The following is a 25,326-nucleotide window of genomic DNA, read 5'->3' as shown; positions in this document are numbered from 1 at the left end:
GAGAGGTCGTTATGACCTCTCTGTCTAAGCACGCCATGCAACCCAATAACGTACGTTTGTGCCAAGGTTGTGAATTGCCTGTCGACATCGTCGACTTACCCCATGGCAAAAATGCACACTGCCCTCGTTGTGGTACACAATTATATCGCGGAGGTAGCCCTAGCCTCTCTGGTAATCTAGCCGTCGCGATAACCTGTATCCTACTATTTATTCCATCGCACTTTTTTAACTTTATTAGCATCCGACTCTTTGGTGTGATGATTCCGGCAACCCTGCCTTCAGGGATGATCACATTGATGGAAGAAGGATTTGTTCTTCTTTCATTGCTCATTCTATTTTGTAGCTCTCTAGCGCCACTGACGGTTTGTGTTTCAGTGGTAACGGCGCATATTTCTTTACATCAACGATGGTTCCGTGGGCTTCGTATCTCACTGTGGCTAATTCAACATTTGAAGCATTGGGTTATGTTGGATGTGTTCTTAGTTAGCATCGCCATTTCCTGTTTTAAACTCCAAGATTATTCCGACATTTTCGTCGGCCCAGGGTTAATTGGTCTGGTTCTTTTGCAGATATTTACCGTTTTGTTAGTTTCAAGAATCAGCGTGCGTCGTTATTGGGAAGCTTGGAAACCAGAAAGTTTATATGCTTTTGAGCATAAAGATGTGCATTGCCATGAATGCCACTTGTCCCAGCCTGAAGGTGACCATTGCCAGCGTTGTCATCACGAGTTATATCATCGCAAGCCAAACTCCATTCAGAAAACATGGGCTTACCTCATCGCAGCAACGGTCGCCATCTTCCCCGCTAACCTGATCCCTATTTCCATCTTGCTTACCAATGGTAAGCGTTTGGAGGACACTATTTTTTCAGGCGTGGCTGGTTTGGTAAAAAGCGGCATGTATGGAATCGCTGCGATCATTTTTGTTGCCAGTATCGTTGTCCCGGTGATTAAAATACTTGGGCTCGCCTACATCATGCTTTGCATCCAATTCAAACGTTCGGTGTTTAAGAGACAACGAATGATGGTTTACTTTGTTGTTAAATGGATCGGTAAATGGTCTGTGATGGATTTGTTTGTTATTTCTATCATGATGACGTTAGTCGATCGTGGTCAGATACTGGATTTCACACCAGGATATGGCGCGGTAGCATTTGGTGTTGTCGTTGTATTGACCATGCTTGCAGCAGAAAGTATTGATCCAAGGCTAATCTGGGACCAAACAAGCCCAAAACAATCAGAAAAAGAGTCAATGAATGAGTGATCAGAACAGTTCTCAAACGTCATACGTACCAGATGTAAAGCGGAGTAAAGGCATATCTCCTCTTTGGCTGTTGCCAATTTTGACCATGGTCTTAGCTGGCTGGCTTGTTGTGAAGTCGATACACGATGCAGGACAACGAGTGCAAATCTATTTTTCTGATGCCGCAGGTCTTGTCGCCGGCCGAACCACTATCCGTTACCAAGGATTAGAAGTCGGCATGGTAAGAGACATTAACCTCACCGAAGATCTCGGCAGTATTTATGTCGATGCTGATATCTATCCTGAAGCTGCAAAGTTACTGAACGATAAAACACGCTTTTGGTTAGTAAAACCAACAGCTAGCCTAACGGGAGTTTCCGGACTGGATGCGCTCGTCTCAGGTAACTACATCTCGATTCAACCCGGAGATGGTCAAGAGTTTGAGACAACATTCCATGCGTTAGACTCTGCCCCAACAGATTTACGCGTTTCTCAAGGTTTGAATATTAAGCTCAAAAGCCGTGATTTAGGTGGTGTATCGGTTGGCTCTCAAATTGTTTATAAGAAAATCCCAATCGGTGAAGTGTACAGTTACCAGCTAGATGAAGATGCAAAATCTATCACTATTCAAGCCAACATTCAGGATCAATACCGACATATCATTAACAACCGCAGTCGATTCTGGAACGTCAGTGGAATTGGTGCCAGCATCGGTTTTGAAGGTGTCGATGTAAGACTAGAAAGCATGAGTGCCTTACTAGGTGGCGCCATCGCCGTCGACTCTCCGGATGATGGTGAGCCTGTAGAAGAGAACACCGAGTTCCGTTTGTATAAAGATTTGAAAACTGCTGGTCGAGGCATCGCGGTTAAAATCGTCCTACCTGATGACAGCAAGATCAGCGGAGAAGGCGCTCCAATTATGTATCGCGGAATCGAAATTGGCCAAGTGACGGACTTGAGCCTTTCCGAGGGTCGAGAAGTGATATTGGCGTCAGCGGCAATTCAACCCGCTTTTAGTGACATGCTGACGACAGGTACTCGATTTGTTTTAGAAGAAGCAAAAGTGTCCCTTTCTGGTGTTGAAAACATTGCTAATTTAGTGCGAGGAAACTTCTTAACGATCGTGCCGGGAGCGGGTGAACGCTCTCGCCGCTTTACTGCCATTCGTAAAAACGTGTTTAACCAACAGCAAGAAAAGTCCATCGCGATTCGGTTGGTGTCCGACAATTCGTTTGGCCTAGATAGCGGTGCCAATGTACTTTATAAAGGCATCGTTGTTGGTTCAATCATCAACGTGGGCCTAGTTAAGGAAGATAAAAAATCACAACACGAAGTATTTATGGATGTATTGATTGACCATGAATACAAACATCTGATCAAATCAAACAATCGTTTTTATGTAACCGGCAGTGCATCAGCAGAGTTAACTGAATCCGGGCTCAGCGTTACCGTTCCTCCAGCAAAGCAGTTGTTAACCGGGTCAATTAGTTTTGTGAGCGAAGGCAAGCAGGATATTCAAAAAGAGTATCAACTGTTCCAAAATGAATCATTGGCTGAATTGGCGCAGTACAATCAAAGTGGCTCTAGGGCTCTAACACTATTTGCTTCTGAATTGCCGCCGATTTCCAAAGGCAGCCCTCTACTCTATCGTAATCTTCCAGTTGGTAACGTCTCCGATTTCCAACTAGTTGATGGCGGAGTACTAATTAAGGCTACTATCGAAAACCGCTTCGCTTATCTTGTAACGCCACAAACCGTTTTTTGGAATCGTTCAGGGATTGAGATAGATGCATCATTAGCTGGCGTCAGTGTGAAAGCACACCCTTTGAAATCGTTAATAGAAGGTGGCATCGCTTTTGACTCCGTGCCAGGCGTTGAAAACAAAATCGGAGAAAACTGGAAGCTGTATTCTGATCAAAAAACCGCTCGCAAGTTTGGGCGCGTCATTGCTTTAGAAACCGACGGTTCGCAAGAGATTGCTAAAGGAATGCCGATTGAATATCAAGGTGTTAAAGTTGGTGAAATCACTCTGGTTGTACCGAATTTTCGTCGTAACATGGTTGAAGTCACTGCAAGGATCCTACCTGAATACGTAGAAAACATTGCGGTTGAAGGCTCACATTTTTGGCTAACTGAACCAGAAATTGGTTTAGGTGGCGTTAAAAACCTCGGAGCGTTGGTGTCGAAATCCATCAGTGTTGAACCAGGTAAAGGTAAAGCCAAATTTGATTTTCAGTTAGAAAATAGTTCAGAACGCGTGCATGGAATCATGTTTACGTTACAAAGTGAACAAAGAGGCTCAGTACAAGTCGGTACCCCTATTCTTTACCGCCAGATGGAAGTTGGCCAAGTGACCGACGTAAGCCTAGGAGAATTTGCTGATCGCATCGTCACGACTATCAAAATACAGCCTGAATATGCTTACCTCGTTCGTCAAAACAGCGTGTTTTGGAATGTTTCAGGAGTAGATGTCTCCATCGGGCTTACTGGCGCGAACATCAAAGCAGGCACATTTGATAGTTTAGTTCGCGGAGGAATTGCGTTTTCAACGCCAGAGCAATCGACTATTCCACCAGCGGCAAAAAGTGGGCAATCTTTCTTTTTGTATCCACAAGCTGAAGAAGGTTGGACTCAATGGCGTACTGCGATTCCTAAGCCGTAGAATAAAGCTCAATTCAGGTACAATTGAAGTTTGAGTACCTTAAAAGAGCAGCAATCGCTGCTCTTTTTTATTGCTCGGCCCTTGTCACTATTCGTTTCTGCTTCGCTTTCGTATATTATTTGCCACAAATTCTGCAAACGAGATCCCACATTGCATCCTAATGTTTACATCCCAGACGCGTTTCTGGAAAAAATCCAAACTATCCTTCCAGCTCACCTCAACATGGAAGACTTTATCGCATCGTGCCAAAAGCCACTGCGCAAGAGTATTCGAGTTAATACGTTGAAGATCAGCGTTGAAGCGTTTTTAGAACGAGCAGAAACAAAAGGCTGGAAGCTTTCTCCTGTGCCTTGGTGTGACACGGGGTTTTGGATTGAAGCGGACGAGTCAGTTGTACCATTAGGCAACACAGCAGAACACATGTCTGGCTTATTCTACATTCAAGAAGCCAGTTCGATGATGCCGGTATCTGCTCTGTTTATGAATGATGAATCTTACGATGCCGTGTTAGATACCGCAGCCGCTCCAGGCTCAAAAACCACTCAAATTGCAGCTTTAATGAACAACGAAGGTGTACTTGTGGCCAATGAATACGCCGCAAGTCGTGTAAAAGTACTGCACGCTAATGTGGAACGTTGTGGGGTACGTAACGCCGCACTAAGTAACTTCGATGGACGCGTTTTTGGCGGTTGGCTACCAGAACAATTTGATGCGGTTTTGCTCGACGCGCCTTGCTCTGGAGAAGGCACCGTTCGCAAAGACGAAGATGCGATGAAAAACTGGACGCAAGCTTCCGTACTCGACATCGCTGACACGCAGAAAGATCTTATTGAAAGCGCCTTCCATGCATTAAAGCCCGGTGGTGTGATGGTTTACTCAACATGTACGCTCAGTACAGAAGAAAACCAACAAGTTTGTCATCACTTGAAAGAAACCTTTGGGGATGCTGTAGAGTTTGAAAGCCTTGAGAACTTGTTTGAGAACGCAGAGGCAGCTCTAACTGAAGAAGGCTTTTTGCATATTTTCCCGCAGGTCTACGACTGTGAAGGGTTCTTTGTTGCAAGAATTCGCAAACTGGCTGCTGTTGAGGCGCCAGAAGTCAAAAAGCGCATGGGGAAATTCCCCTTTGCTAAAACTTCAAAAAAAGAATCGACAGAAATTGCTCAACAACTCCAAAGCGCGTTAGGTATTAAACTTCCAAATGACAGTTCTGTATGGCTTCGCGATAAAGATGTCTGGTTATTCCCTAATGCTTTAGAACCGATGATCGGCGAATTACGCTTCTCCCGTATGGGTATAAAGATCGCGGAAGCCCATAAAAATGGCTACCGTTGGCAGCATCAGGTGGCAACGGCATTAGCGACGGGCTCTGAGGCAAACGCCATCGAGCTAACCATTGAAGAAGCGCGCGAATGGTACATGGGACGTGATGTTCGCCCACAAACGATTCCTGAGGGAATGAAAACAGGTAAAGGCGAAGTGCTTGTCACCTATCAAGGCGCAGTCATTGGCCTTGGAAAATGGGTAAGCAACAGAATTAAGAACGGTCTTCCTCGCGAATTAGTACGAGATAAGAACTTATTTTAAAGAAGTAGCGAATCATAAATAAATGAAAAGCCATCGTATTTGCGATGGCTTTTTAATTCGTACGTATGAAAGCAACTGGGCTCGCTAGCGATCCGGATACGCTGTACTAAACTAGTTGTATCAAAGTAATGCTTTGATGTGGCATTTCTCTCTATGTTCACCAACAAAATTATTGTTGGACAAGTTTAGCGCAGGCTCTGCGGAGCCGTTTCCCCTAGGCCCAAAAAAAGGAAAAGTTTGGGCCGTTTTTTTGGCTGCAGATCCGCTATACGTGAGTTAGGACTACGCTAGACGAATACCGTCTTTCTCAATGACAATTTTACCCTGCTTGTATAAGCCACCGATGGTCTTTTTATAAGTCCCTTTACTTGTGCGGAAAGCATCAAAAATCGCTTCAGGAGAAGACTTGTCATTCAAAGGCAAAAATCCGCCTTTCTTCTCTAGCAGGTCAAGGATCTTACTAGAAAGATCGTCCATTTTCGCCACACCGACTTTTTGTAGAGCAAGGTCGATTTTGCCATCTTCACGAATGTGCTTAATAAAGCCTTTCAGCTTTTTACCGATGTAAAGCTTACCAAAAACATCCGATGGGAAAATCATGCCCCAATGCTTACCGTTAACGATAGCTTTATAACCAAGTTGACTACGCTCTGCGATGATCAAATCAACTTGCTCGTTAACTTCATAATTCGCTGGAGTTTTATCTAACCATTTATTGAACTTAGTCGTACCAACAATGCGACCTGACGCTTTGTCGGTATAAACATACACTAAAATGGTTTGTCCGGCAGAGAAGCGAGTGCGTTGCTCACTAAAAGGAATCAGTAAGTCCTTTTCTTTGATGCCCCAATTTACAAAAGCACCTGTCGCATTCACACCCTCAATCTTCATTAAACCCCATTCACCCACTTGGGCAATTGGTCTTTCAATGGTCGCAGCAAGTTGGCTTTCTGAATCGAAGTACAGAAATACGTCTACATGCTCACCAATTTCAGTACCCTCTGGTACATACTTACTAGGTAGTAGAACAGAACCGTAATCATCGCCATCCAGAAATACGCCAAAATCAGCCTTTTTAATGACTTCTAAGCTGTTAATTTGACCAATTTTAATCATTGATTTTGTCTCTTTTTAAATTTACGTGGAATTATACCTAAACTAACAAGAAAATCAGAGAGAAAAGCATAGTGCTCTGTTATGCTGTTGTCGTTCAGCTATATGCCCCAGTCACTCTTTTAGCACTCTTATACTTACCTGCTCAACGGAACGCATAAGTTAAGAATGCTTTAGCAAAGTCAGGAGCTTTCTTTGGTCACCGTCGATAAACAAGACTCAATAACATTAAAAATCAGTCATGCACTCGCAAAGAGCAAAAGTGTCGACCTAGATATTTACTTTTTTATACCTGGTGAGCTTGGTTTAAACGCCGATATCATCAGTGAATCCGAATTTTATTACACCTCAATCACACAGCAACGATCTTATTACAGTACTGAAATCCTTCTTCCGCTAGTACACAGTCGACTTGCCAAACGTGGACGCCTGTCGAATCAGCAATACCGAGTAAGTTTGAGTTTGTTCGCTTACCAATACGTTATCGCGTTAGACAAAGCGGTAGCAAGTTTAAACAAGCATGAGAACAACTCCGTAACGGAAGATGAAGTGGACGAAGTTATCGAGCTCACGCTTGAGATCTTAAAGCGCTTGCGGCGTTCTATTCCTTATGAAGAGAACTTAAAACGCTACTACGTTAACATCGATAACTATCTGTCTTGGTATACCGAGCAAAAGTTCCTGTCACTGGTGGCTCATCTCCCACGTGAAGGCGACTATGGCACGATCAAGAAGCGCCTGATCACGCTATGTGAGAAAGAGCAAGCCCATCGTAAACTCAACAAATACAACTCATCAAGAGTCGTTGAAGACGTTACTCGCTTATCTAACAAAATGCGCTTGCTAAGGCGATTGATTGAACACCCTATCGTGCTTCGTGAAGAAACCATATCGATGGGTAACAACATTAAGCGCGCTATCAAAGGTATTGCAACCGGTTTAGTGATGGTTGTCGTGACCTCGACAGTGATTCTCGCTCGCGATTATCTGGGGGAAATTTCTGCCTCATTCATTATCGCGATGTCTTTTATTTACGCTTTACGAGAAATCTTTAAAGATGATTTACGCGATGCCATGTGGCGATGGATCCGTAAAGGCAAGCCAAAATGGCGTAAGAAGTATGTTGATCCAACGACGAAAAAAGTGGTCGGCAAAAAATTGGAGTGGCTCGATTATCGTACCTTAAGTAGCTTGCCGGATAAGATTCAAAGAATACGGAAAAAGCGCGTCGTGCAACGTGAAGAGCAGATTCTTCATTATCACGAGAAAACCGAAATGGCGACCTCTCTTTTCTTGAGTGGTTACGAACAAACGAGAGAAACATTGAACATCAGTTTACGCCCTATCATCCGCTTGATGGATAAAAGCTCAAACCGAGTTTACCGTTTAAATGAAGGTCAAGTAACCAAAGAGTCAGTAGAGAAACGTCATTTGCTCAATGTGATTGTCAAAGAGGACAACCACACCGATGAGCCTGTTTATTACCGCTGGAAAGTGGTCTTAAATCGCTCCAAAATCGTCTCTATCGAGAAGATTGAACTCAATTAAGCCAACGCCTTTAAACAAACGAGCCACAAACCACTAGGCAGCCTCTTTTCTTTGTTGGGCTGCTTTTTTTATCGAAAGAGTAAGCGAAAATTCAGCCATTGGCTCGTCACCATGTAAGTTAGGACACAGCGCGACAATTTTTACGTCACGATTTACTCGTTCACCCGTTGCCAAGGTGTGCTCGAGCATCTCATCAATGACATGACCATCGTTACAAACAAAGTGCACATCGGCTTCCGGGCGCTTTAAAAACTCGGCTTTCACACCTTTAAATGCTAGCGAGATCGCTTCTCCCTTTTCTTGCGCTTTACTCATAGCAAGAAAACCACCAGCAACATCAGCGCCAACGGCTAAAGCGCCGAAATACATGCTATTCAGGTGGTTCTTCGTTCTTCTGCGCAATGGGATACGAACCTCAACATGCTTGCTATCTATCGCAATGATTTTAGGGTGGCAAAGCCAAATCAGCGGCACTTTCGAAAAGCCAAACAGATTTAGATACAAATTCGCACGACGTAGAGCTGATAACATTTTGGTCTCCTTACCAATCTAGTCAGACCAGTTAATCAACGAAAGAAATAGATGTCAAAGAAATGTTAACAAAAGCTCGATCTCACGAGTTATTTAACCCTCATGAAGTGACGGCGTCACCCGTGAGGTATGAAGTTTATCGCAGTTACTTAGATTACCTTACAGCGAGATAGATAAAATGGTTATAAATTCAAATGTATATATATTGATTTAATGATCAAGTTTTGTCATTTATACATAAGTCATTTAAATGAATACCTACACCTTTGTATACAATTCGGTATTTCCTGGCGAAGATTCCCGTGAAACGGTTTATTCCTGCCTGTAATTCCGTTATCTTTACCCCTTCGCAATAGAGAATAAAGCTATAACATGCCTATAAAAACAGATGAATTGAGAACCCAGCCTTTGGGTCCAATGCCTACCCCAGCAGAGCTAGGTAGTGTACATCCTATTACGGATGACGTTGCAGACCGTATCGCTCAATCTCGTCGTCAGATTGAAAACATTTTATCGGGTGAAGACGATCGCCTTCTTGCGATTGTAGGTCCGTGTTCTGTTCACGACACTGAAGCTGCCATTGATTACGCCACTCGCCTGAGTGAAATCCAAGACAAGTACAAAGACGAACTGTTTATCGTGATGCGTACTTACTTTGAAAAGCCTCGTACAGTAGTTGGTTGGAAAGGTTTGATTACGGACCCTAACCTAGATGGTTCTTACGCACTTGAAGCTGGTCTTCATAAAGCTCGTAAACTACTACTGGATATCAACAAGCTTGGTCTTGCGACTGCTACTGAGTTTCTTGATATGATCACTGGCCAATACATCGCGGATTTGATCACTTGGGGCGCGATTGGTGCTCGCACAACGGAATCACAAATTCACCGTGAAATGGCGTCGGCACTATCTTGCCCAGTTGGTTTCAAAAATGGCACAAATGGCAACGTAAAAATTGCAATTGATGCAATTCGCGCATCGAAAGCATCGCATTACTTCTACTCGCCAGATAAGAACGGTCGAATGACGGTTTACCGCACAAGTGGCAACCCTTACGGTCATATTATTCTGCGCGGTGGAGAAAAAGGCCCTAACTTTGATGAAGCATCAGTCAAACAAGCATGTGATGCTTTAGCTGAGTTTGGATTGCCACAACGTTTGGTTGTGGATTTCAGCCATTCAAACTGTCAGAAGCAACACAGAAAACAAATCGACGTAGCTCAGGACATTTGTAACCAAATTAAGTCAGGCAGCACTCGTATTGCGGGTATCATGGCCGAAAGCTTTATTCTTGAAGGCAATCAGCCAATGACTGACATCAATAACCTAACGTATGGTCAGTCTATTACAGATCCGTGCCTAGGTTGGGAAGACACTGCTACAATGCTAGATATGCTGGCAAGCGCTGTTAAGTCCCGAAAGTCCCTATAACAAAATAATCAAGGAATCTTCATGCCATCGTTTGATATTGTTTCTGAAATCGATACGGTTGAACTACGTAACGCCGTTGATAATGCTAACCGTGAATTGTCTACTCGTTTCGATTTCCGCAACGTAAATGCGAGCTTTGAGCTAGTAGAAGAAAACGTAAAAATGTCTGCGGAAGGTGACTTCCAACTTAAGCAAATGCGCGACATTTTACGCGGCCACTTAGCGAAGCGTAACATTGACGCGAACGCAATGGATGCACAAGACCCAGACGTTACTGGTAAAAACTGGCACCAAACTCTGCTTTTCCGCCAAGGTATTGATACTCCAACGGCGAAAAAAGTAGTGAAACTTATCAAAGACGCAAAGTTAAAAGTACAAGCTTCTATTCAAGGCGACAAAGTACGTGTTACTGGTAAGAAACGCGACGACCTGCAAGCGACAATGGCAGCGATTCGTGAAGCAGAGATGGGTATCCCATTCCAGTTTAACAACTTCCGTGATTAATCAATCTGAGAAGTAAGTAAAAACGCCAGCGCATAATCCGCTGGCGTTTTTTATTGGCTTTTGTGTAACGAACTACGTATCCACTTTTAGCATTTGGCATTGCTAGATAACCAAGTCCTGCCCTTGCAGCAATACGAATTCGCTCGTTCCTTGTGGTATGAACACGCAAATTCGAAGCTTTTCAGCTTTAGCCTTGGCCAGCATATCCGAAAGCTCAGCAGCGCTCGAGAAAGCTTCTCTTTCTGCATCTCTGCGTATTAGTTCTAACACATTCGCTTCACATCGAGTTGAGTACAGAGCCAGCTCCGCTTGTTGCATATAGCGTACGGCTTTTATTGGCAACATCTCAACATCTTTCCCAACATGTATCCAAGTACAACTTCCCTTTTCATCTAAAGGTGTTGCCATGGTCGCTTGGTAAATTGCTTCTAACTCACGATTATCTCGCGCGTTTTCCACCTCGGGATTCGAGAAAAATTGCTCCCAAAACTTGCGGCGTAAATCGACGCTAGGCAGTGCCTCTTTAATTGAGTTTCGCTTTGAGTTAGCAAAATCCGCCATCAACCCCATGTTTTGTGGCAGTATCGATTCAAGCTTTTCACGGATGTTTCGAATTAAAACTGGCGAAGCTCCACCACTAGAGATAGCGATTTGGATGCGGCCACGATTAATCATTGACGGCGTGATGAAATCACAATAAGGCTTATCATCCACAACGTTAACCAAGATGCCTAGATCTTTGGCATCTTTGTACACTTGGTGATTTAGCTCAGGATTGTCTGTCGTCGCCCACACTTGAACAAAGTTTTTAGTGACAATGTCACTCGAATAGAAACGTTGTACCCAGCGCAGTTGATGCTCAGAAGCAAGCTTAGACAGAAAATCAACCAACGTCGGAGAAACGATAGTCACATCCGCCCCAGCCTTTAGCAACGCTTCCACCTTTCGGCTTGCCACCTCACCGCCACCCACGACGAGAACGGGTTTATTAATTAAATCTAAGAACAGAGGAAAATATCGCATTTCAATCCATGATTACTCTAATTAGCTGTTGTAGACCATGCTACCAAAAATGGGGCAAGCTCATCACCCTGTTTCGGTATCACAAATAATTTTTGTTTGAATTTTTACTGAACTTCACCTTGCTCAGCTAATGACAGTTTTAATAACAACTTTTTATTCTTTTGTATTGTTCACTCTTCTATTGATTGTTCTGATGCACCAAATTGTCCATGAATTGCACTATTTACAAACAATTAACATTTCGTCATTCTAAATCTCAAGGCACTTTGTAAGTTCTCTCAAAACTTCATTTAAATTATATATTTGAGAATTAACAGATCCTTTCCTACGCTTATAACTGGTTGATCTATCGAATGCCGTTTCTTCGAAAATCAATCACGTAGGACGATAACTCTAACGAATTGGACACGTTATTTCAGGTCACTCCTGATTAAACATGGATCATACAGGAAGGATACAAATGGCAAATAAACTCACAGTTCTTGCTTCCGTCGTAGCGGCTTCTACTGCGATGATGGCAACATCAGCTCAAGCAGCAGACACTACTCTGGACAAAGTCACAAAACAAGGTTTTCTTACTTGTGGCGTAAGTACCGGTCTACCTGGTTTCTCTAACCCTAACTCAAAAGGCGAATGGGAAGGTATCGACGTAGAATATTGCCAAGCACTGGCTGCAGCCGTTCTTGGGGATAAAACGAAAGTTAAATATGTACCCCTAACCGCAAAAGAACGTTTCACTGCGCTTCAATCTGGTGAGATTGATGTGCTTTCCCGTAACACGACCTGGACTCTCCACCGTGACACTGCACTGGGCCTAAACTTCGTAGGTGTGAACTACTACGACGGTCAAGGTTTTATGGTGAAGAAGGAACTTGGTATATCAAGTGCTAAAGAGCTTGATGGTGCGTCGGTATGTGTTCAATCAGGTACAACAACCGAGCTAAACCTTGCAGATTATTTCCGCAACCAAGGCATGGCGTACAAACCTGTGGTATTCGACACAGCGGCGCAAACTTCGAAAGGTTTTGATGCGGGACGCTGTGACGTATTAACAACTGACCAATCTGGCCTTTATGCACTGCGTTTGAATTTGAAAGATCCGTCCTCTGCGGCCGTTCTTCCAGAAATCATCTCTAAAGAGCCACTAGGTCCAGTCGTTCGTCAAGGCGATGATCAATGGTTTAACATCGCTAAGTGGACATTGTCTGCGATGATTAACGCTGAAGAATACGGTATTAGTTCGAAGAATGCGGATGAAATGCTGAAGTCAACAGATCCAAACATCAAACGTATCCTCGGTGTTGATGGCCCTAAAGGCAAAGGGTTGGGTATCCGTGACGATTGGGGCTACCAGGTTATCAAACAAGTTGGTAACTATGGTGAAAGCTTCGAACGTACAGTCGGTACTGGTTCGCCATTAGAAATCTCTCGTGGCGTTAATGCGCTATGGAATGCAGGCGGCTTTATGTACGCGCCACCAATCCGATAGAAAGAGTTAATCAGGGCGGTTCATGCCGCCCTTTTTCTTGATTATATCTCACTGTATGAGTAAGGATCGCTCATTGGATGGCGAAAAGCGCTCGCTTGGTGGAACGGCTTTAAAGGTTCGTAAGCCGCTAGACATGAGAGCGTTATTCTTTAGCCAGCAAGGACGAAACTTCGTTATACAGGCCGATATCTATAACTAAGGTTTGAGGTTATCGCTGTATGAAACCGACACAAGATGCATCGCCAAGTACGATGTCCAAACCAAGCGGAAGCAAGAGCCTGATTTATAATCCTGCCTTTCGTTCTGCTATTTTCCAGATCATTGCCATTGCTGCACTGGTATTTTTCTTTTACACGATTGTAAACAACGCTCTCAATAACTTAGATGCTCGTGGTATTGCAACGGGCTTCGGTTTTCTGAATCAAGAAGCCGGGTTTGGTATTGGGTTAACATTAATTGAATACGATGAAACGTACTCTTACGGTAGAACATTTATCATCGGCCTTCTTAATACGGCGTTAGTCTCTGTATTAGGTATTATTCTGGCTACTGTGATTGGCTTTACCATGGGGGTTGCCCGCCTTTCTTCTAACTGGTTAGTTAGTCGTTTAGCGGCAGTTTATATCGAAACTTTCCGAAATATCCCCCTTCTTCTGCAAATATTCTTCTGGTATTTCGCTGTTCTTCAAGCATTACCCTCACCACGCCAAAGCTTAAGTCTTGGTGAAGCTATTTTCCTGAACGTTCGTGGCTTATATTTCCCTGCACCGACTATGGAACCTGGCAGTAGCTACGTTATTGCCGCGTTAATCTTCGGGGTAATCGCAAGCTTATTAATTAATGTATGGGCGAATAATAAGCAACGTCTCACTGGGCAACAAACCCCAATGGGAAGAATAGTTTTGGGTTTAGTTGTTGGCCTTCCATTGGTTGTGTACTTCCTTGCTGGTATGCCAATTTCACTGAATTATCCTGAACTAAAAGGGTTTAACTTCCGAGGTGGTATTAGCATTATTCCTGAATTGGCTGCGCTACTTTTGGCATTGAGTGTTTATACAGCTTCTTTCATTGCTGAGATTGTGCGCTCTGGTATTAATGCGGTTAGCCATGGTCAAACCGAAGCAGCGATGTCGCTAGGCTTACCACGCTCGAAAACTTTAAAGCTTGTTGTCATTCCTCAAGCGTTACGAATTATTATTCCACCTTTAACCAGTCAATATCTCAACCTCACCAAAAACTCATCGTTAGCGATGGCGATTGGTTACCCAGATCTTGTCTCTGTGTTTGCTGGTACTACCCTGAACCAAACGGGACAAGCGATTGAGATCATTGCGATGACGATGGGCGTGTACTTGACATTAAGTCTGATTACGTCTGCATTAATGAACTTGTATAACCGTAAAGTCGCGCTGGTGGAGAGATAATATGAGTACTCATCAATTTCAACCGGATCTCCCGCCACCCGCCAATACTGTAGGCTTCGTTGGTTGGATGCGGAAAAATCTATTTAATGGCCCTATCAATTCCATTGTTACTGTCATTCTTGCGTATATTGTCGTAACTGCAATATGGTATATCGTGGATTGGGCGTTTATTAACGCAGACTGGATTGGCTCAACGCGTGACGACTGTAGCCGAGATGGTGCTTGCTGGGTATTTATCAGCGTGCGCTGGGAGCAGTTCATGTATGGTTTTTATCCAGAGTCCGAACTATGGCGCCCTCGCCTGTTCTATGTCACATTAGCCATATTTACTGTTTTACTCGCGTATGAGAAGACACCGAAACGGATGTGGATTTGGCTTTTCTTCGTAAACATCTACCCATTCATCATCGCTGGACTTTTATACGGTGGTGTCTTTGGACTAGAAGTGGTAGATACACACAAGTGGGGTGGACTACTCGTTACGCTCATTATTGCGCTAGTTGGTATCGTAGTTTCATTGCCAATTGGTGTGGTGCTTGCGCTTGGTAGACGTTCAGAGATGCCGATCATTCGCAGCATTTGTACCGTCTACATTGAAGTTTGGCGTGGCGTTCCTCTGATTACGGTTTTGTTCATGGCTTCGGTTATGCTTCCATTATTTATGTCTGAAGGTTCAGAGACAGATAAACTGATTCGCGCCCTTATCGGTGTGGTTATGTTTGCCTCCGCTTACATGGCAGAAGTGGTACGCGGTGGTCTACAAGCCATTCCGAAAGGTCAATATGAAGCCGCTGATGCGCTTGGGTTAAGTTACTGGAAAAAGACTGGGCTGATTATCTTGCCACAGGCGCTAAAGATTACTATTCCTTCTATCGTGAACACCTTCATCGGTTTGTTTAAAGACACCAGTTTAGTACTCATCATTGGCATGTTTGACGTACTCGGTATAGGGCAAGCAGCAAACACCGACCCTGAATGGTTAGGTTTTGCTACAGAAAGTTATGTATTTGTCGCGTTAGTGTTTTGGGTATTTTGTTTTGGCATGTCGCGCTATTCGATATGGCTTGAAAACAAACTTCATACCGGTCACAAACGATAACTCATCAAGAGCAAGGACGTATTATGACGCAACAACAAGACTACATGATCCAATTGAAGGACATGAATAAATGGTATGGTGAGTTTCACGTACTAAAAAATATTAACCTCGACGTTAAGCGCGGCGAGAAAATCGTTATCTGTGGTCCATCAGGGTCGGGAAAATCAACGATGATTCGCTGTATTAACCGCCTTGAAGAACACCAAGCAGGCAGCATTTACGTCTCTGGTACGGAATTAACTGAAGACTTAAAGAACATTGAAGCAGTACGCCGAGAAGTGGGCATGTGCTTTCAACACTTTAATCTCTTCCCTCATTTAACCGTACTGGAAAACTGTACGCTCGCGCCTATCTGGGTGAAGAAGATGCCAAAAGATGAGGCAGAAGCAGTTGCGATGAAATATCTGGAACGTGTTAAAATTCCAGACCAAGCGGAGAAGTATCCCGGTCAGTTGTCTGGTGGTCAGCAACAACGCGTGGCGATTGCTCGCTCTTTGTGTATGAACCCTAAAGTCATGCTTTTTGATGAGCCAACATCTGCACTCGACCCGGAAATGGTTCGCGAAGTACTGGATGTAATGGTCGAACTCGCCGAGGAAGGCATGACTATGCTATGTGTGACACATGAAATGGGCTTTGCTAAAGAAGTTGCCGATCGCGTGATATTCATGGACGCAGGAGAGATCATCGAAGAAAACAACCCGGTCGACTTCTTTGAGAATCCTCAATCGGATAGGACCCAAAACTTCCTAGCGCAAATCTTACACCACTAAGATTTAGCCGAATCGACATAAAAAAGCACTGGTTTCTATGAAGCCAGTGCTTTTTGTTACTAAATTCAAAAATCTGTGTAAGAATCAACATAGCTATGCTAGGCAGTAATATTGTGTTACAAGTTGCCAAATACATAACATCTTATTTCTATTATTATTTTATCTAAGTTACGTATGGTTAGGGCTTGATTTTTTGAACTTTCAATCCCATAAATGTACTTAAAAGAAAGTCTCTTATCGAGGAAGATTATGAACAGTCCAATGTTTACCCGCACTTCAACTCAAGAAAGTGCTCTACAAACGAACAAAGTATTGCGTAATACTTACGCTCTACTTTCAATGACACTTTTATGGTCGGCAGTCGTTGCTGGCGTTGCAATGGCATTTAACCTTCCACATCCAGGTATCATCCTAATGCTGGTTGGTTTCTACGGCCTATTATTCTTAACAGAGAAAAACCGTAACAACAGTCTTGGCCTTGTGTTTACGTTCCTATTTACTGGCTTCTTAGGTTACACCGTTGGCCCTATTCTAAACATGTACATAGGTGCAGGCATGGGCGATATCGTATTAACCGCACTCGGTGGTACGGCACTATCTTTCATGGCAGCATCGGCATACGCACTAACAACGAAACGTGACCTATCGATGATGGGTGGCTTAATGCTATCACTATTTGTTGTGCTGGTTGTGGGCATGATTGCAAGCTTCTTTATTCAATCAACCCTTTTACACTTGGCGTTGAGCAGCTTGTTTATCATTTTCTCTACTATGGCGATCCTGATGACAACACAAAGCATTATTCGTGGCGGTGAAACAAACTACATCTCTGCGACAGTAACTTTGTATGTATCAATCTACAACATCTTCATCAGCCTACTAAGCATTCTAGGCATCATGAACGACGATTAATCGTTTCTCGTTAAGTAGAATCAAAAAGCCCGAAGGTAATTCCTTCGGGCTTTTTCTTTGCAAGTAATTCAGTTTGTTACGCTTGGTCTACCGCCAACTCGATAACTTCGTCAGCTTCTGGGTTTTCTCTAAAGCGTCTCACTTTAATCGTTTCCTCTCCTAACATGATTTGCTTGGCGATTCGGTGCATACCGTCAAAAACACGATAGTCACTGGTTAAGATTACCGGATACGACAAATCAGCATTGTTGATTCGTTGGCAATGTTTTGCAATTTCACGGCAGGTTGGCTGTGGCCCTTCATGACTAAACCAAGTCACTTCATTTGGGCCTTTTATATCAGCAATCGCAATTTCTTCTACAGGTAAGGATTCTGCAAGTTGCCAAATTCGCTCGATGGACCAAGTGGATTTTACATTGTCATTAATCTCAATGTAACGTTGTTTCGACATGACTAACTCCTTGTCATCATTGTTGTTTCTAACCTGAATACAGGCTTTCATTAATCCAATGAGAATATCGGTCTATGAAAACAAACACAACGTTGTCAGCTATTCATTCACCCATAAAATCCCATAATCAGACAAGTAGCCAAGAAAAAACCAAAACAAAAATGAATAAGCCTGGATATCCATGCAATTTCGTTGGTACTCACCCCGTAAAATTTCTAACAAACTGAATAGTTTCCTATTTATTTGAATAAAAGAGCATTTCTATCAAAGTGCCTAGCTCAGTCAAAAACACTCACCATTTTGTACGCTTTTGATTCGCTCGATACGACTTCGAGATTCTTTTGTTGAGAACATTCTCGGCTGTCGCTAATCTATAAACATCCATGTTTACTTAACGGATAAAACGTTATGTTCGTTTACAACGGCAAAGAAATTGAAACGGATGCTCAAGGCTACTTATTGGATCATACTCAATGGGAAGAAGGTATGATTGAGCTTTTAGCAAAAGAAGAAGACATCGAGCTTACGGATGCTCATTTGGAAGTTGTGCATTTTGTGCGAGACTTTTATGAAGAGTTTAATACCTCCCCTGCAGTGCGTATGCTTGTGAAAGCGATGGAAAAAGCGCACGGCCCAGAAAAAGGTAACAGTAAGTATCTATTCAAGCTGTTTAAAAAGGGGCCAGCCAAACAAGCAACCAAATTAGCCGGCCTACCAAAGCCAGCTAAATGCTTGTAGATTCATAAAATTTTAAAACCGCGTAACGGCTTATACGACGCAGGTTCCTGCATCACATGCTCTACTGTTGCCGTTCGCGGTCCTTCTTGTAACCATTCCGAAAACGCAACTATTTGCGCGTCTGTTCCACACGCCATCACTTCAACATCACCATTGTTTAGGTTCTTCGCATAACCTGTTAACCCTAGCTTCAATCCTTGATGGGAAGTATGGTAACGAAAGCCCACGCCTTGAACATGACCTTTTACTATAAATCTCTCACACTTTACGTTCATCTTTGTACCGCTTCTTTTTACTGAGTGATATATTCTTTTCGTCTATTCACCCCACTAAGGATAGTGGGTTTTTGCACGGTTATTATAATTATGAAAGAAATTCCATTCCGCTGGATTGATAAGTATCTCATTCACTTAAAGATTCAAGAAAAGTTCTATTTGCTCTTCGTTCTCCCTCTTCTTGCTTTAGTCATTCTCACTCTCGTCCTTAATAGCGCGGCTAATACACTGATCTCAAGTATGTACCAAGAAGAGCTCATGCTTATGAAAGGTCTGATAGAGGCAGGCAACCTTTCTCAATCTCAAGTAGCAAGCCTCATAGCGGGTTCAGAAACCGTTTCTATTGGCTCAGGGCCGCAATCCGTGTCAGTTTTAAATGGTGCGTACAGCTTGGTTGCAAACCATGAACTTTCTTTATGGACTGCCCTATCAACGACTCAAGTGAGCATCATCTGTGTGAGCTTGTTTATTCTCGCTCTTGGCGTTTACTACATCATGACGTTTATTGGCGGCGCGATGTTCACGATGAACAAAGCATTAAACACTCTTGCTGGTGGCGACCTAACTGCGAGAATGAACTTCTTCCCTGTTCGCGACGAGTTTAGTGAAATTGCTATTACGATAGACAAAGTTGCAGAACGAGAGCAACAAATGGTGCTGTCGATTCAAGAGTCTGTGGCTTTAATGCAACAAATTAGCTCAGATCTGAATCAATCGATTCATCACAGTTCAGATATTTCAGCGACTCAGCAGGAACACCTCAACTCTCTTGCGAGTGCAACTGAACAGATGGCATCAACGATTCGAGAAGTCGCGACACTAGCTCACGATTCAAGCACGCAAACCGATGATGCACGTAACGTGGCTCAGTCTGGACAAGTGAAAGTTGAGAATACGCTTCACTCGATTTCGAACCTTTCTAATGAGATTCAATCTGCGTCTCAAGCCGTTGCCGAGTTAGATGCCAATGCAGCACAAATTGATGAAGTAGTGACAACAATCAATGGGATCTCCGAGCAAACCAACCTACTTGCTCTGAACGCGGCTATTGAAGCTGCACGTGCTGGAGAACAAGGTCGTGGATTTGCGGTCGTTGCGGATGAGGTTCGCGCTCTTGCGGGACGCACTCAGCAAGCGACAGTTGAAATCCAAACGATGATTGAATCATTACAGCGTAACAGCCAGTCGCTTACTAAGCTGATGGAAGTGACAGTTAATAATGCAAATGAGGGACAAAACCTCATGACGGAAGTGAATCACGAAATCGGCTCTTTGGCAGATAAAAATCAAACTATCTCCGACAGTAGCATTCAAATTGCAACAGCAGCTGAAGAGCAAGGTGTAGTCGCGGACAATATCGCCTCAAGCGTTGAAGAAATTCGAGTTCAAGCAGATAACGTGTGCAATATGATAAGCACGACTTCACAAAACGTTGATCAACTGCGTAAGCAAAGCGACACAATGGAAGCACTACTTACTGGACTTAAAGCATAGCAACGGAATCTATTACAGCAAATTCAAATAAAAGGGTCACTTTAGTGACCTTTTTGTATTTAAAAGTCACTACAATGTACTGGATTGCCGAGGGATATTGCTTTTACCATTCACATCCCGGACAATACGCCCCTTTCAAAATTCAACAAGAGCTAATGAAATGACAGCTGCTATCTATTTGGTTAAAGGTCGTGAGAAATCGGTCAAGCGCAAGCACCCTTGGATCTTCTCTCGAGGCATCAACAAAGTTGAGGGCGAACCTGCTCTTGGCGAAACGGTTGATGTATTCACTCACGACGGTAAATGGCTAGCTAAGGCGGCATATTCGCCAGCTTCGCAAATTCGTGCTCGTATTTGGAGTTTTGATAAAGAAGAAATCGACACCGCGTTTTTCGTTAAACGACTTAAAGACGCACAACTTCTTCGTGAAGACATTATCGAACGTGATGGCCTTACGGGTTATCGCCTTATCGCAGCAGAGTCTGACGGCTTACCAGGCGTTACGATCGACCGTTACCAAAATTTCTTTGTGTGCCAACTTCTCAGTGCTGGCGCAGAACACAATAAGCAGGCTATTGTTGACGCTCTGGTTGAGTGCTTCCCTGATTGTAATGTGTACGAGCGCTCTGACGTGGCCGTTCGTAAAAAAGAAGGTTTAAAAGAGATCACGGGCGTCTTGCACGGCGAAGAGCCACCTAAATCGGTCGTCATCGAAGAAAATGGCGTAAAGATTAGTGTAGATATCGTTGGCGGACACAAAACAGGTTTCTACCTAGATCAACGTGATAGTCGCCAGCAAGCGATGAAATATATGAAAGGCAAAGAAGTTCTTAACTGCTTCTCTTACACAGGTGGCTTCGGACTTTACGCTCTAAAAGGTGATGCAAAGCGTGTGATTAACGCTGACGTGTCACAACCTGCTTTAGATACCGCAAAATTCAACGCAGAACTAAACGAGTTTGATATTTCGAAGAAGCGTGCCGTGTTCCTAAATGCAGACGTGTTTAAGCTGCTTCGTGAGTATCGTGATCAAGGAACTCAGTTCGATGTTGTGATCATGGACCCACCGAAGTTCGCAGAGAGCAAAGCACAACTAAACGGCGCATGTCGTGGTTACAAAGACATCAACATGCTAGCAATGCAAATTCTAAAACCGGGCGGCACGCTACTGACCTACTCTTGCTCTGGCTTGATGGATCAAGTTCTGTTCCAGAAAATCATCGCTGATGCAGCCGTAGACGCTAACCGCCAAGTAAAGTTTGTGGAGCGTTTTGAACAAGCCGCTGACCACCCAACCGATACAGCATATCCAGAAGGTTTCTACTTAAAAGGTTTTGCATGTAAAGTGCTTTAGGCTACGAATAAGTAAGACAAAGCAGAAGAAAAGGGCCTACTGGCCCTTTTTCATTATGGCTCTAAGTTAACCTTAGTTAGTGCGGATAACACATCTCTCTCAAAGTCCGCATTTCCCACGATTAAATCACTAAACTCTGTCGCCCCGTTTTCTATTACGATAGTTTGAATTGAGTTTCCATCGTTATGGGTTATTTCTAGAGATAAGTCATCGCCATCAATGTTCAAGTCAATACTATTGAGAAGTTCTTCTATCGTATTGTGCCCTGCATCTTCAACGACTTCACTCAGATCTAAGGTGTCCAAATCTCTCTCAAAACCTCTAATTAGATCTGTTCCTGTATCCAAGGAGTCGTTGACCCATTTAAAGACATCTGCCTCGTTATCATTACCGATCAAGATGTCATGACTTACGTCTACTTCAGCTTCAATAATATTTGCAGAGCCATTACTTGAAGCATTTACTCCTCCGTTTTCATCAATAACGAATTGCAGGGTGTTCTCACTTTGATCACCATCGTTATCCGTCAATACATAATCGAAGTCTAACGTTTCAACTGTATCACCCACCGCACCATAAAATGCATACGCACCATCGTTTAAGTCGATTTCCAGAGTATGTTTGCTGTCGATATAGATAGTAAGCTGCATCGTTGTGTCGTCAAATGCATGCGAAATACCATCGTTATTGTCAGTTACTATTAGGTCTGTACCATCAAACGAATAAGTGACACCGTCATGTTCTATTTCGCTAATATAACCACCATCTGCCCCAATACCTGTATCTGGAGAAGTGGTATACATCAAGTTCCCCCCAACAGGTTGAATCACTGACTGCAACATAACCGGAGGTAATTGAGTTACGTCAGGAACCACAACACCATCAAGGTCTTGATTCAAAAAGCCATCATATGCTACGCGATCTAATTGCTCCGGCATAAGATTAACGCCCATACCATACGCTAGGGCTGTTATCTGATTATCAGGATCGGTTAGGTGATCAATCCAACTCTGCTCGCGAGCGTCGTTTATAAATGATGACGCAGGGTTTGGCTGACCATCTGACAAGAAGTAACTAACATTCGACGCACTGGTTAACTTACCTACATCATCCCATGACTGTTTTGCTTCATTTAGCGCGTTGTTATAGTTAGTCGCGCCACCCGCAGTTAGCGTCTCAATATACGCTTTGGCCTCCTCGACCGTCAGCCACGTCGCAGCACCTATAGCGTAAGTGGATGCTGTACTGCTATAAGTAATAATTTGAACTCGCGTTTGACCGATAGACTCATATTGATTCAATAACTGAGTTGCCGAATCTTTCATTATCTGCAAGCGATTATCCGTTCGCATAGAACCCGAGACATCCATTATGAGCTGAACGTTGGCACTTTCTTTAGTTTCTGCAACTACATCGTGAATAATAGATGCAGAATCTGGTGAGTCATCTTCCACAATAACGTTGACCGTTGTGGAGTTAGTAAGACCACGAGCATTCGAGACAAGCACAGGCACCTCAATATTTAAGGTGTCTTCTCCAGATGGGTTGGAGTGATCAATCGGACCAAGAAGCTCCGTAGATACCACTCCAGTATCATTGACTGATATTTTGATAACCTCTTCACCGTTCGCTGAACCGATAAGCATTTGGTCGTTATTTGATAACGTCCACGTTACAGAGATACCGTTACTAGTAAGAGCTGTAGATGGTTCACTGAGCGTAACAGAATCAACGGTTTGACCCAGCGTCAATTGTTCTACATCAGTACTCGAGTCAGTTGTGTCATCAAAGCCGTTTAGAGCAGAGTCATCAGCAATGGCGTTGCTTAAGCCTTCCTCAGAAACGTTTAGTGTTACACTTTCTACAATTGGTGGGGCGTAAGGGTTGACAGAAAAGTACCCCGTTTTACTGTCGCCATCATTATCAGTAATCGTGTAGTTAAAATCGATATCCCCATCGCCATAAGGTGAGGTCAAAGGCAAGTATTGGAAGAACTCCCACTTTCCAGTGCTAGGTGTAAGTTGAACTTCGAATGCAAGCTCTCCATCAGCCTCTGCAATCAGTCTATTAGAGTTTTGTGGATCGACGTATATCAACACGTCTTTACCATCTAGAGTCTCTAAACCAGCCTCACCTCCATTTAAGACTATAGAACCAGGGCCATCAGCTCCATATACAGCACCGAGGTTCCCATCCGCACTAGCAATTGGCACGCCAGAGTACGCACCTGTAAAGGTTATTGATTTAACGGTAAAGTCACTGTTGTCTTCAGTATCCGGGCCATTGCCATTACTGGTCGCCTCGAGGATGATTTTATCAAAGCCTCCCTGTTGAACATTGAAATTTGCCGCGTAATCACCACTGCTTGCGTCAGAGCTGAACGATTGCTGAGCAATTAATACACCATCTCTATAAAAAGATGCGATTCCTTTCTCAAGTTCACCACCAAACATTTTCTCAAATTCTATTTCTGCTCCGTAAGCAACTTTATTGCCTAAGTCTATGATTAACTGCTCTGATACACCCTCATTACCCGCGAATCGATAATCGACTTCGTTTTCTAATTGGAAGCCGTTGTTACCAGAACTTTTAACGCCAATCCCTTCTGATGATTGATTGATTTCAGCTGTTCCCAGCATCACAGATTCGTCAGACACAAAACCGTTTGCAGTCACAACAACATCCCCAAATGTTCGACTGGTTGCGTCTGCCTCACTTCCTGCAAAATCTATGCGCCCTGTCAGAACGTTAGGTGCACCAGTAAGCGACACATCGACGGGTTGAACAACCACAGGCACGTATGGGCAATCATCTTCAACGGCCACATTTAAGCTTTGAGATGTTGTTGTTTGTCCATCACTTACAGAAATCTGTAAATCAAAGTTGATGATGTCTTCCACATCATTAACAGGATGATCAAGTGGCTCAAACAGAGTAATAGTATAGTCCCAAGAGCCTTGACCTGAAGCTGAAGGCTCGCTCAGCACAACAGTAGCAACAACGCTCAGGTGAGCAGTTTTCGCAGTCAGCGTTTGAGTACTGTTGTCCCACGTCCACGATATAGGCTCCCCTCCTGATGTTAGGTTGTTAGGGCCTGCCAATACCACTGAAACATTCGCCGTGTCTGGATCGGCAACTGTGAATGTTCCTGAGAAACTTGCGGAGTTAGTGGTGTCTGAAGGTGCTCCTGTATTATCAGGGATACCATTAGCTAAACCTTCTTCCGAAACAACTGCATTCACAACATTTGAAATAGAAGGAGGAGCATCATTATCAATAATCGTTGCCGTACCGGTATCGCTGCCTTGCACTGCACCAATGCCGGTTACTGTCACGCTGAAGTCTTCAGGGCCTTCATAAACGGCGTCATCAATGGAAGCGATGCGCACATCAAACTCAGTTTGCCCTGCTGGCACCGTTACCACGCCATCGTTTGGCACTGCAACCCAACCGGAGCCTGTGTTGTATTCTAAGGTGCCTAAGTCACCGACTTCGGTATCGCCGAGATTAAGACCCAACTCTACTTGCGTTTCCGCTTCAGACGCGTTCGATAGCGTCACTTTGAAGTTGGCTGTCTCACCCTCATTAATGGTGCCAGCATCTGAAATAGTCACGCTTGGACGGTCATCATCCGGATCGGGACCCGGGCCACTGCCGTCATCCACTATCGTTGCCGT

General features: G+C 43.7%; 20 protein-coding genes. 14 read left to right on the top strand and 6 right to left on the bottom strand.

Going from position 1 to position 25,326, the window contains the following annotated elements; translation table 11 throughout:
* Positions 1–11: 11 nt before the first annotated feature.
* From R8O70_RS22025 to rsmF, 3 genes are all read left to right on the top strand, one after another.
* Positions 12–1,262, top strand: a complete 1,251-nt coding sequence (locus R8O70_RS22025; protein ID WP_005377429.1) for a paraquat-inducible protein A — start codon at positions 12–14, stop codon at positions 1,260–1,262.
* On the top strand, positions 1,255–3,903 hold the full coding sequence (locus R8O70_RS22020; protein WP_258624333.1) for a PqiB family protein: 2,649 nt from the start codon (positions 1,255–1,257) through the stop codon (positions 3,901–3,903). Before R8O70_RS22025 ends, R8O70_RS22020 begins: the two co-directional genes overlap by 8 nt.
* A gap of 150 nt (positions 3,904–4,053) precedes the next feature.
* Positions 4,054–5,490, top strand: a complete 1,437-nt coding sequence (rsmF, locus tag R8O70_RS22015) for a 16S rRNA (cytosine(1407)-C(5))-methyltransferase RsmF (RefSeq protein WP_248486608.1) — start codon at positions 4,054–4,056, stop codon at positions 5,488–5,490.
* Positions 5,491–5,772: 282 nt separating this feature from the next.
* Here the strand turns inward: rsmF and R8O70_RS22010 are convergent, their stop codons facing one another.
* Positions 5,773–6,606 (bottom strand): S1 RNA-binding domain-containing protein, encoded by an 834-nt coding sequence (locus R8O70_RS22010; protein ID WP_017633794.1) that lies wholly within the window; start codon positions 6,604–6,606, stop codon positions 5,773–5,775.
* Between the two features lie 192 nt (positions 6,607–6,798).
* On the opposite strand from R8O70_RS22010, the gene R8O70_RS22005 reads away from it, so the two are divergent.
* Positions 6,799–8,151 (top strand): hypothetical protein, encoded by a 1,353-nt coding sequence (locus R8O70_RS22005; protein ID WP_005377421.1) that lies wholly within the window; start codon positions 6,799–6,801, stop codon positions 8,149–8,151.
* Positions 8,152–8,184: 33 nt separating this feature from the next.
* On the opposite strand, the gene R8O70_RS22000 is transcribed toward R8O70_RS22005, so the two are convergent.
* On the bottom strand, positions 8,185–8,682 hold the full coding sequence (locus R8O70_RS22000) for a DUF4442 domain-containing protein (RefSeq protein WP_005377418.1): 498 nt from the start codon (positions 8,680–8,682) through the stop codon (positions 8,185–8,187).
* A 372-nt stretch (positions 8,683–9,054) separates the two neighbouring features.
* On the opposite strand from R8O70_RS22000, the gene R8O70_RS21995 reads away from it, so the two are divergent.
* Positions 9,055–10,113, top strand: a complete 1,059-nt coding sequence (locus R8O70_RS21995; RefSeq protein ID WP_047102331.1) for a 3-deoxy-7-phosphoheptulonate synthase — start codon at positions 9,055–9,057, stop codon at positions 10,111–10,113.
* Positions 10,114–10,134: 21 nt separating this feature from the next.
* Positions 10,135–10,617 carry a YajQ family cyclic di-GMP-binding protein gene (locus tag R8O70_RS21990; protein ID WP_005377415.1) on the top strand — a complete coding sequence of 161 codons (483 nt, stop codon included), beginning with the start codon at positions 10,135–10,137 and terminating at the stop codon, positions 10,615–10,617.
* Positions 10,618–10,719: 102 nt separating this feature from the next.
* On the opposite strand, the gene R8O70_RS21985 is transcribed toward R8O70_RS21990, so the two are convergent.
* On the bottom strand, positions 10,720–11,640 hold the full coding sequence (locus tag R8O70_RS21985; protein WP_258624336.1) for a bifunctional precorrin-2 dehydrogenase/sirohydrochlorin ferrochelatase: 921 nt from the start codon (positions 11,638–11,640) through the stop codon (positions 10,720–10,722).
* Between the two features lie 460 nt (positions 11,641–12,100).
* On the opposite strand from R8O70_RS21985, the gene R8O70_RS21980 reads away from it, so the two are divergent.
* The 5 genes from R8O70_RS21980 to R8O70_RS21960 all read left to right on the top strand — a co-directional run bounded on the left by R8O70_RS21980 (position 12,101) and on the right by R8O70_RS21960 (position 17,337).
* Positions 12,101–13,129 (top strand): amino acid ABC transporter substrate-binding protein, encoded by a 1,029-nt coding sequence (locus R8O70_RS21980; protein WP_005377403.1) that lies wholly within the window; start codon positions 12,101–12,103, stop codon positions 13,127–13,129.
* A gap of 218 nt (positions 13,130–13,347) precedes the next feature.
* Complete coding sequence (locus R8O70_RS21975) at positions 13,348–14,553, top strand: amino acid ABC transporter permease (protein WP_005377402.1); 1,206 nt, start codon at positions 13,348–13,350, stop codon at positions 14,551–14,553.
* A 1-nt stretch (position 14,554) separates the two neighbouring features.
* Positions 14,555–15,652 carry an amino acid ABC transporter permease gene (locus R8O70_RS21970; RefSeq protein WP_138939226.1) on the top strand — a complete coding sequence of 366 codons (1,098 nt, stop codon included), beginning with the start codon at positions 14,555–14,557 and terminating at the stop codon, positions 15,650–15,652.
* Between the two features lie 23 nt (positions 15,653–15,675).
* Positions 15,676–16,425, top strand: a complete 750-nt coding sequence (locus R8O70_RS21965; RefSeq protein ID WP_005377400.1) for an amino acid ABC transporter ATP-binding protein — start codon at positions 15,676–15,678, stop codon at positions 16,423–16,425.
* A gap of 249 nt (positions 16,426–16,674) precedes the next feature.
* Positions 16,675–17,337: a Bax inhibitor-1/YccA family protein gene (locus R8O70_RS21960; RefSeq protein WP_025766607.1), complete on the top strand. Its 663-nt coding sequence runs from the start codon at positions 16,675–16,677 to the stop codon at positions 17,335–17,337.
* A 76-nt stretch (positions 17,338–17,413) separates the two neighbouring features.
* On the opposite strand, the gene R8O70_RS21955 is transcribed toward R8O70_RS21960, so the two are convergent.
* A complete protein-coding gene (locus tag R8O70_RS21955; protein ID WP_042523006.1) occupies positions 17,414–17,788 on the bottom strand; it encodes a chromosome partitioning protein ParB in 375 nt (124 codons plus the stop codon).
* Positions 17,789–18,196: 408 nt separating this feature from the next.
* Here R8O70_RS21955 and R8O70_RS21950 point away from each other — a divergent pair, with 408 nt between their 5' ends.
* Positions 18,197–18,526 (top strand): TusE/DsrC/DsvC family sulfur relay protein, encoded by a 330-nt coding sequence (locus tag R8O70_RS21950; protein WP_005377396.1) that lies wholly within the window; start codon positions 18,197–18,199, stop codon positions 18,524–18,526.
* 2 nt (positions 18,527–18,528) lie between these two features.
* Here R8O70_RS21950 and yccX read toward each other — a convergent pair whose 3' ends face one another.
* On the bottom strand, positions 18,529–18,801 hold the full coding sequence (gene yccX, locus R8O70_RS21945; protein ID WP_017634611.1) for an acylphosphatase: 273 nt from the start codon (positions 18,799–18,801) through the stop codon (positions 18,529–18,531).
* Between the two features lie 90 nt (positions 18,802–18,891).
* Here yccX and R8O70_RS21940 point away from each other — a divergent pair, with 90 nt between their 5' ends.
* Together R8O70_RS21940 and R8O70_RS21935 are read left to right on the top strand one after the other, a co-directional pair.
* Positions 18,892–20,295, top strand: a complete 1,404-nt coding sequence (locus R8O70_RS21940; protein ID WP_053304484.1) for a methyl-accepting chemotaxis protein — start codon at positions 18,892–18,894, stop codon at positions 20,293–20,295.
* A 160-nt stretch (positions 20,296–20,455) separates the two neighbouring features.
* On the top strand, positions 20,456–21,649 hold the full coding sequence (locus tag R8O70_RS21935; protein WP_054574168.1) for a class I SAM-dependent methyltransferase: 1,194 nt from the start codon (positions 20,456–20,458) through the stop codon (positions 21,647–21,649).
* A gap of 53 nt (positions 21,650–21,702) precedes the next feature.
* Here R8O70_RS21935 and R8O70_RS21930 read toward each other — a convergent pair.
* Positions 21,703–25,326: VWA domain-containing protein (locus R8O70_RS21930; RefSeq protein WP_318184376.1), on the bottom strand; the 3,624-nt coding region annotated here is incomplete at its 5' end.

It is taken from the genome of Vibrio sp. 779(2023) (assembly GCF_033344285.1).
GTDB lineage: Bacteria > Pseudomonadota > Gammaproteobacteria > Enterobacterales > Vibrionaceae > Vibrio > Vibrio alginolyticus.
Note: the sequence above shows the minus strand (reverse complement) of the source record. Positions and strands in the feature narration are given on the sequence as shown.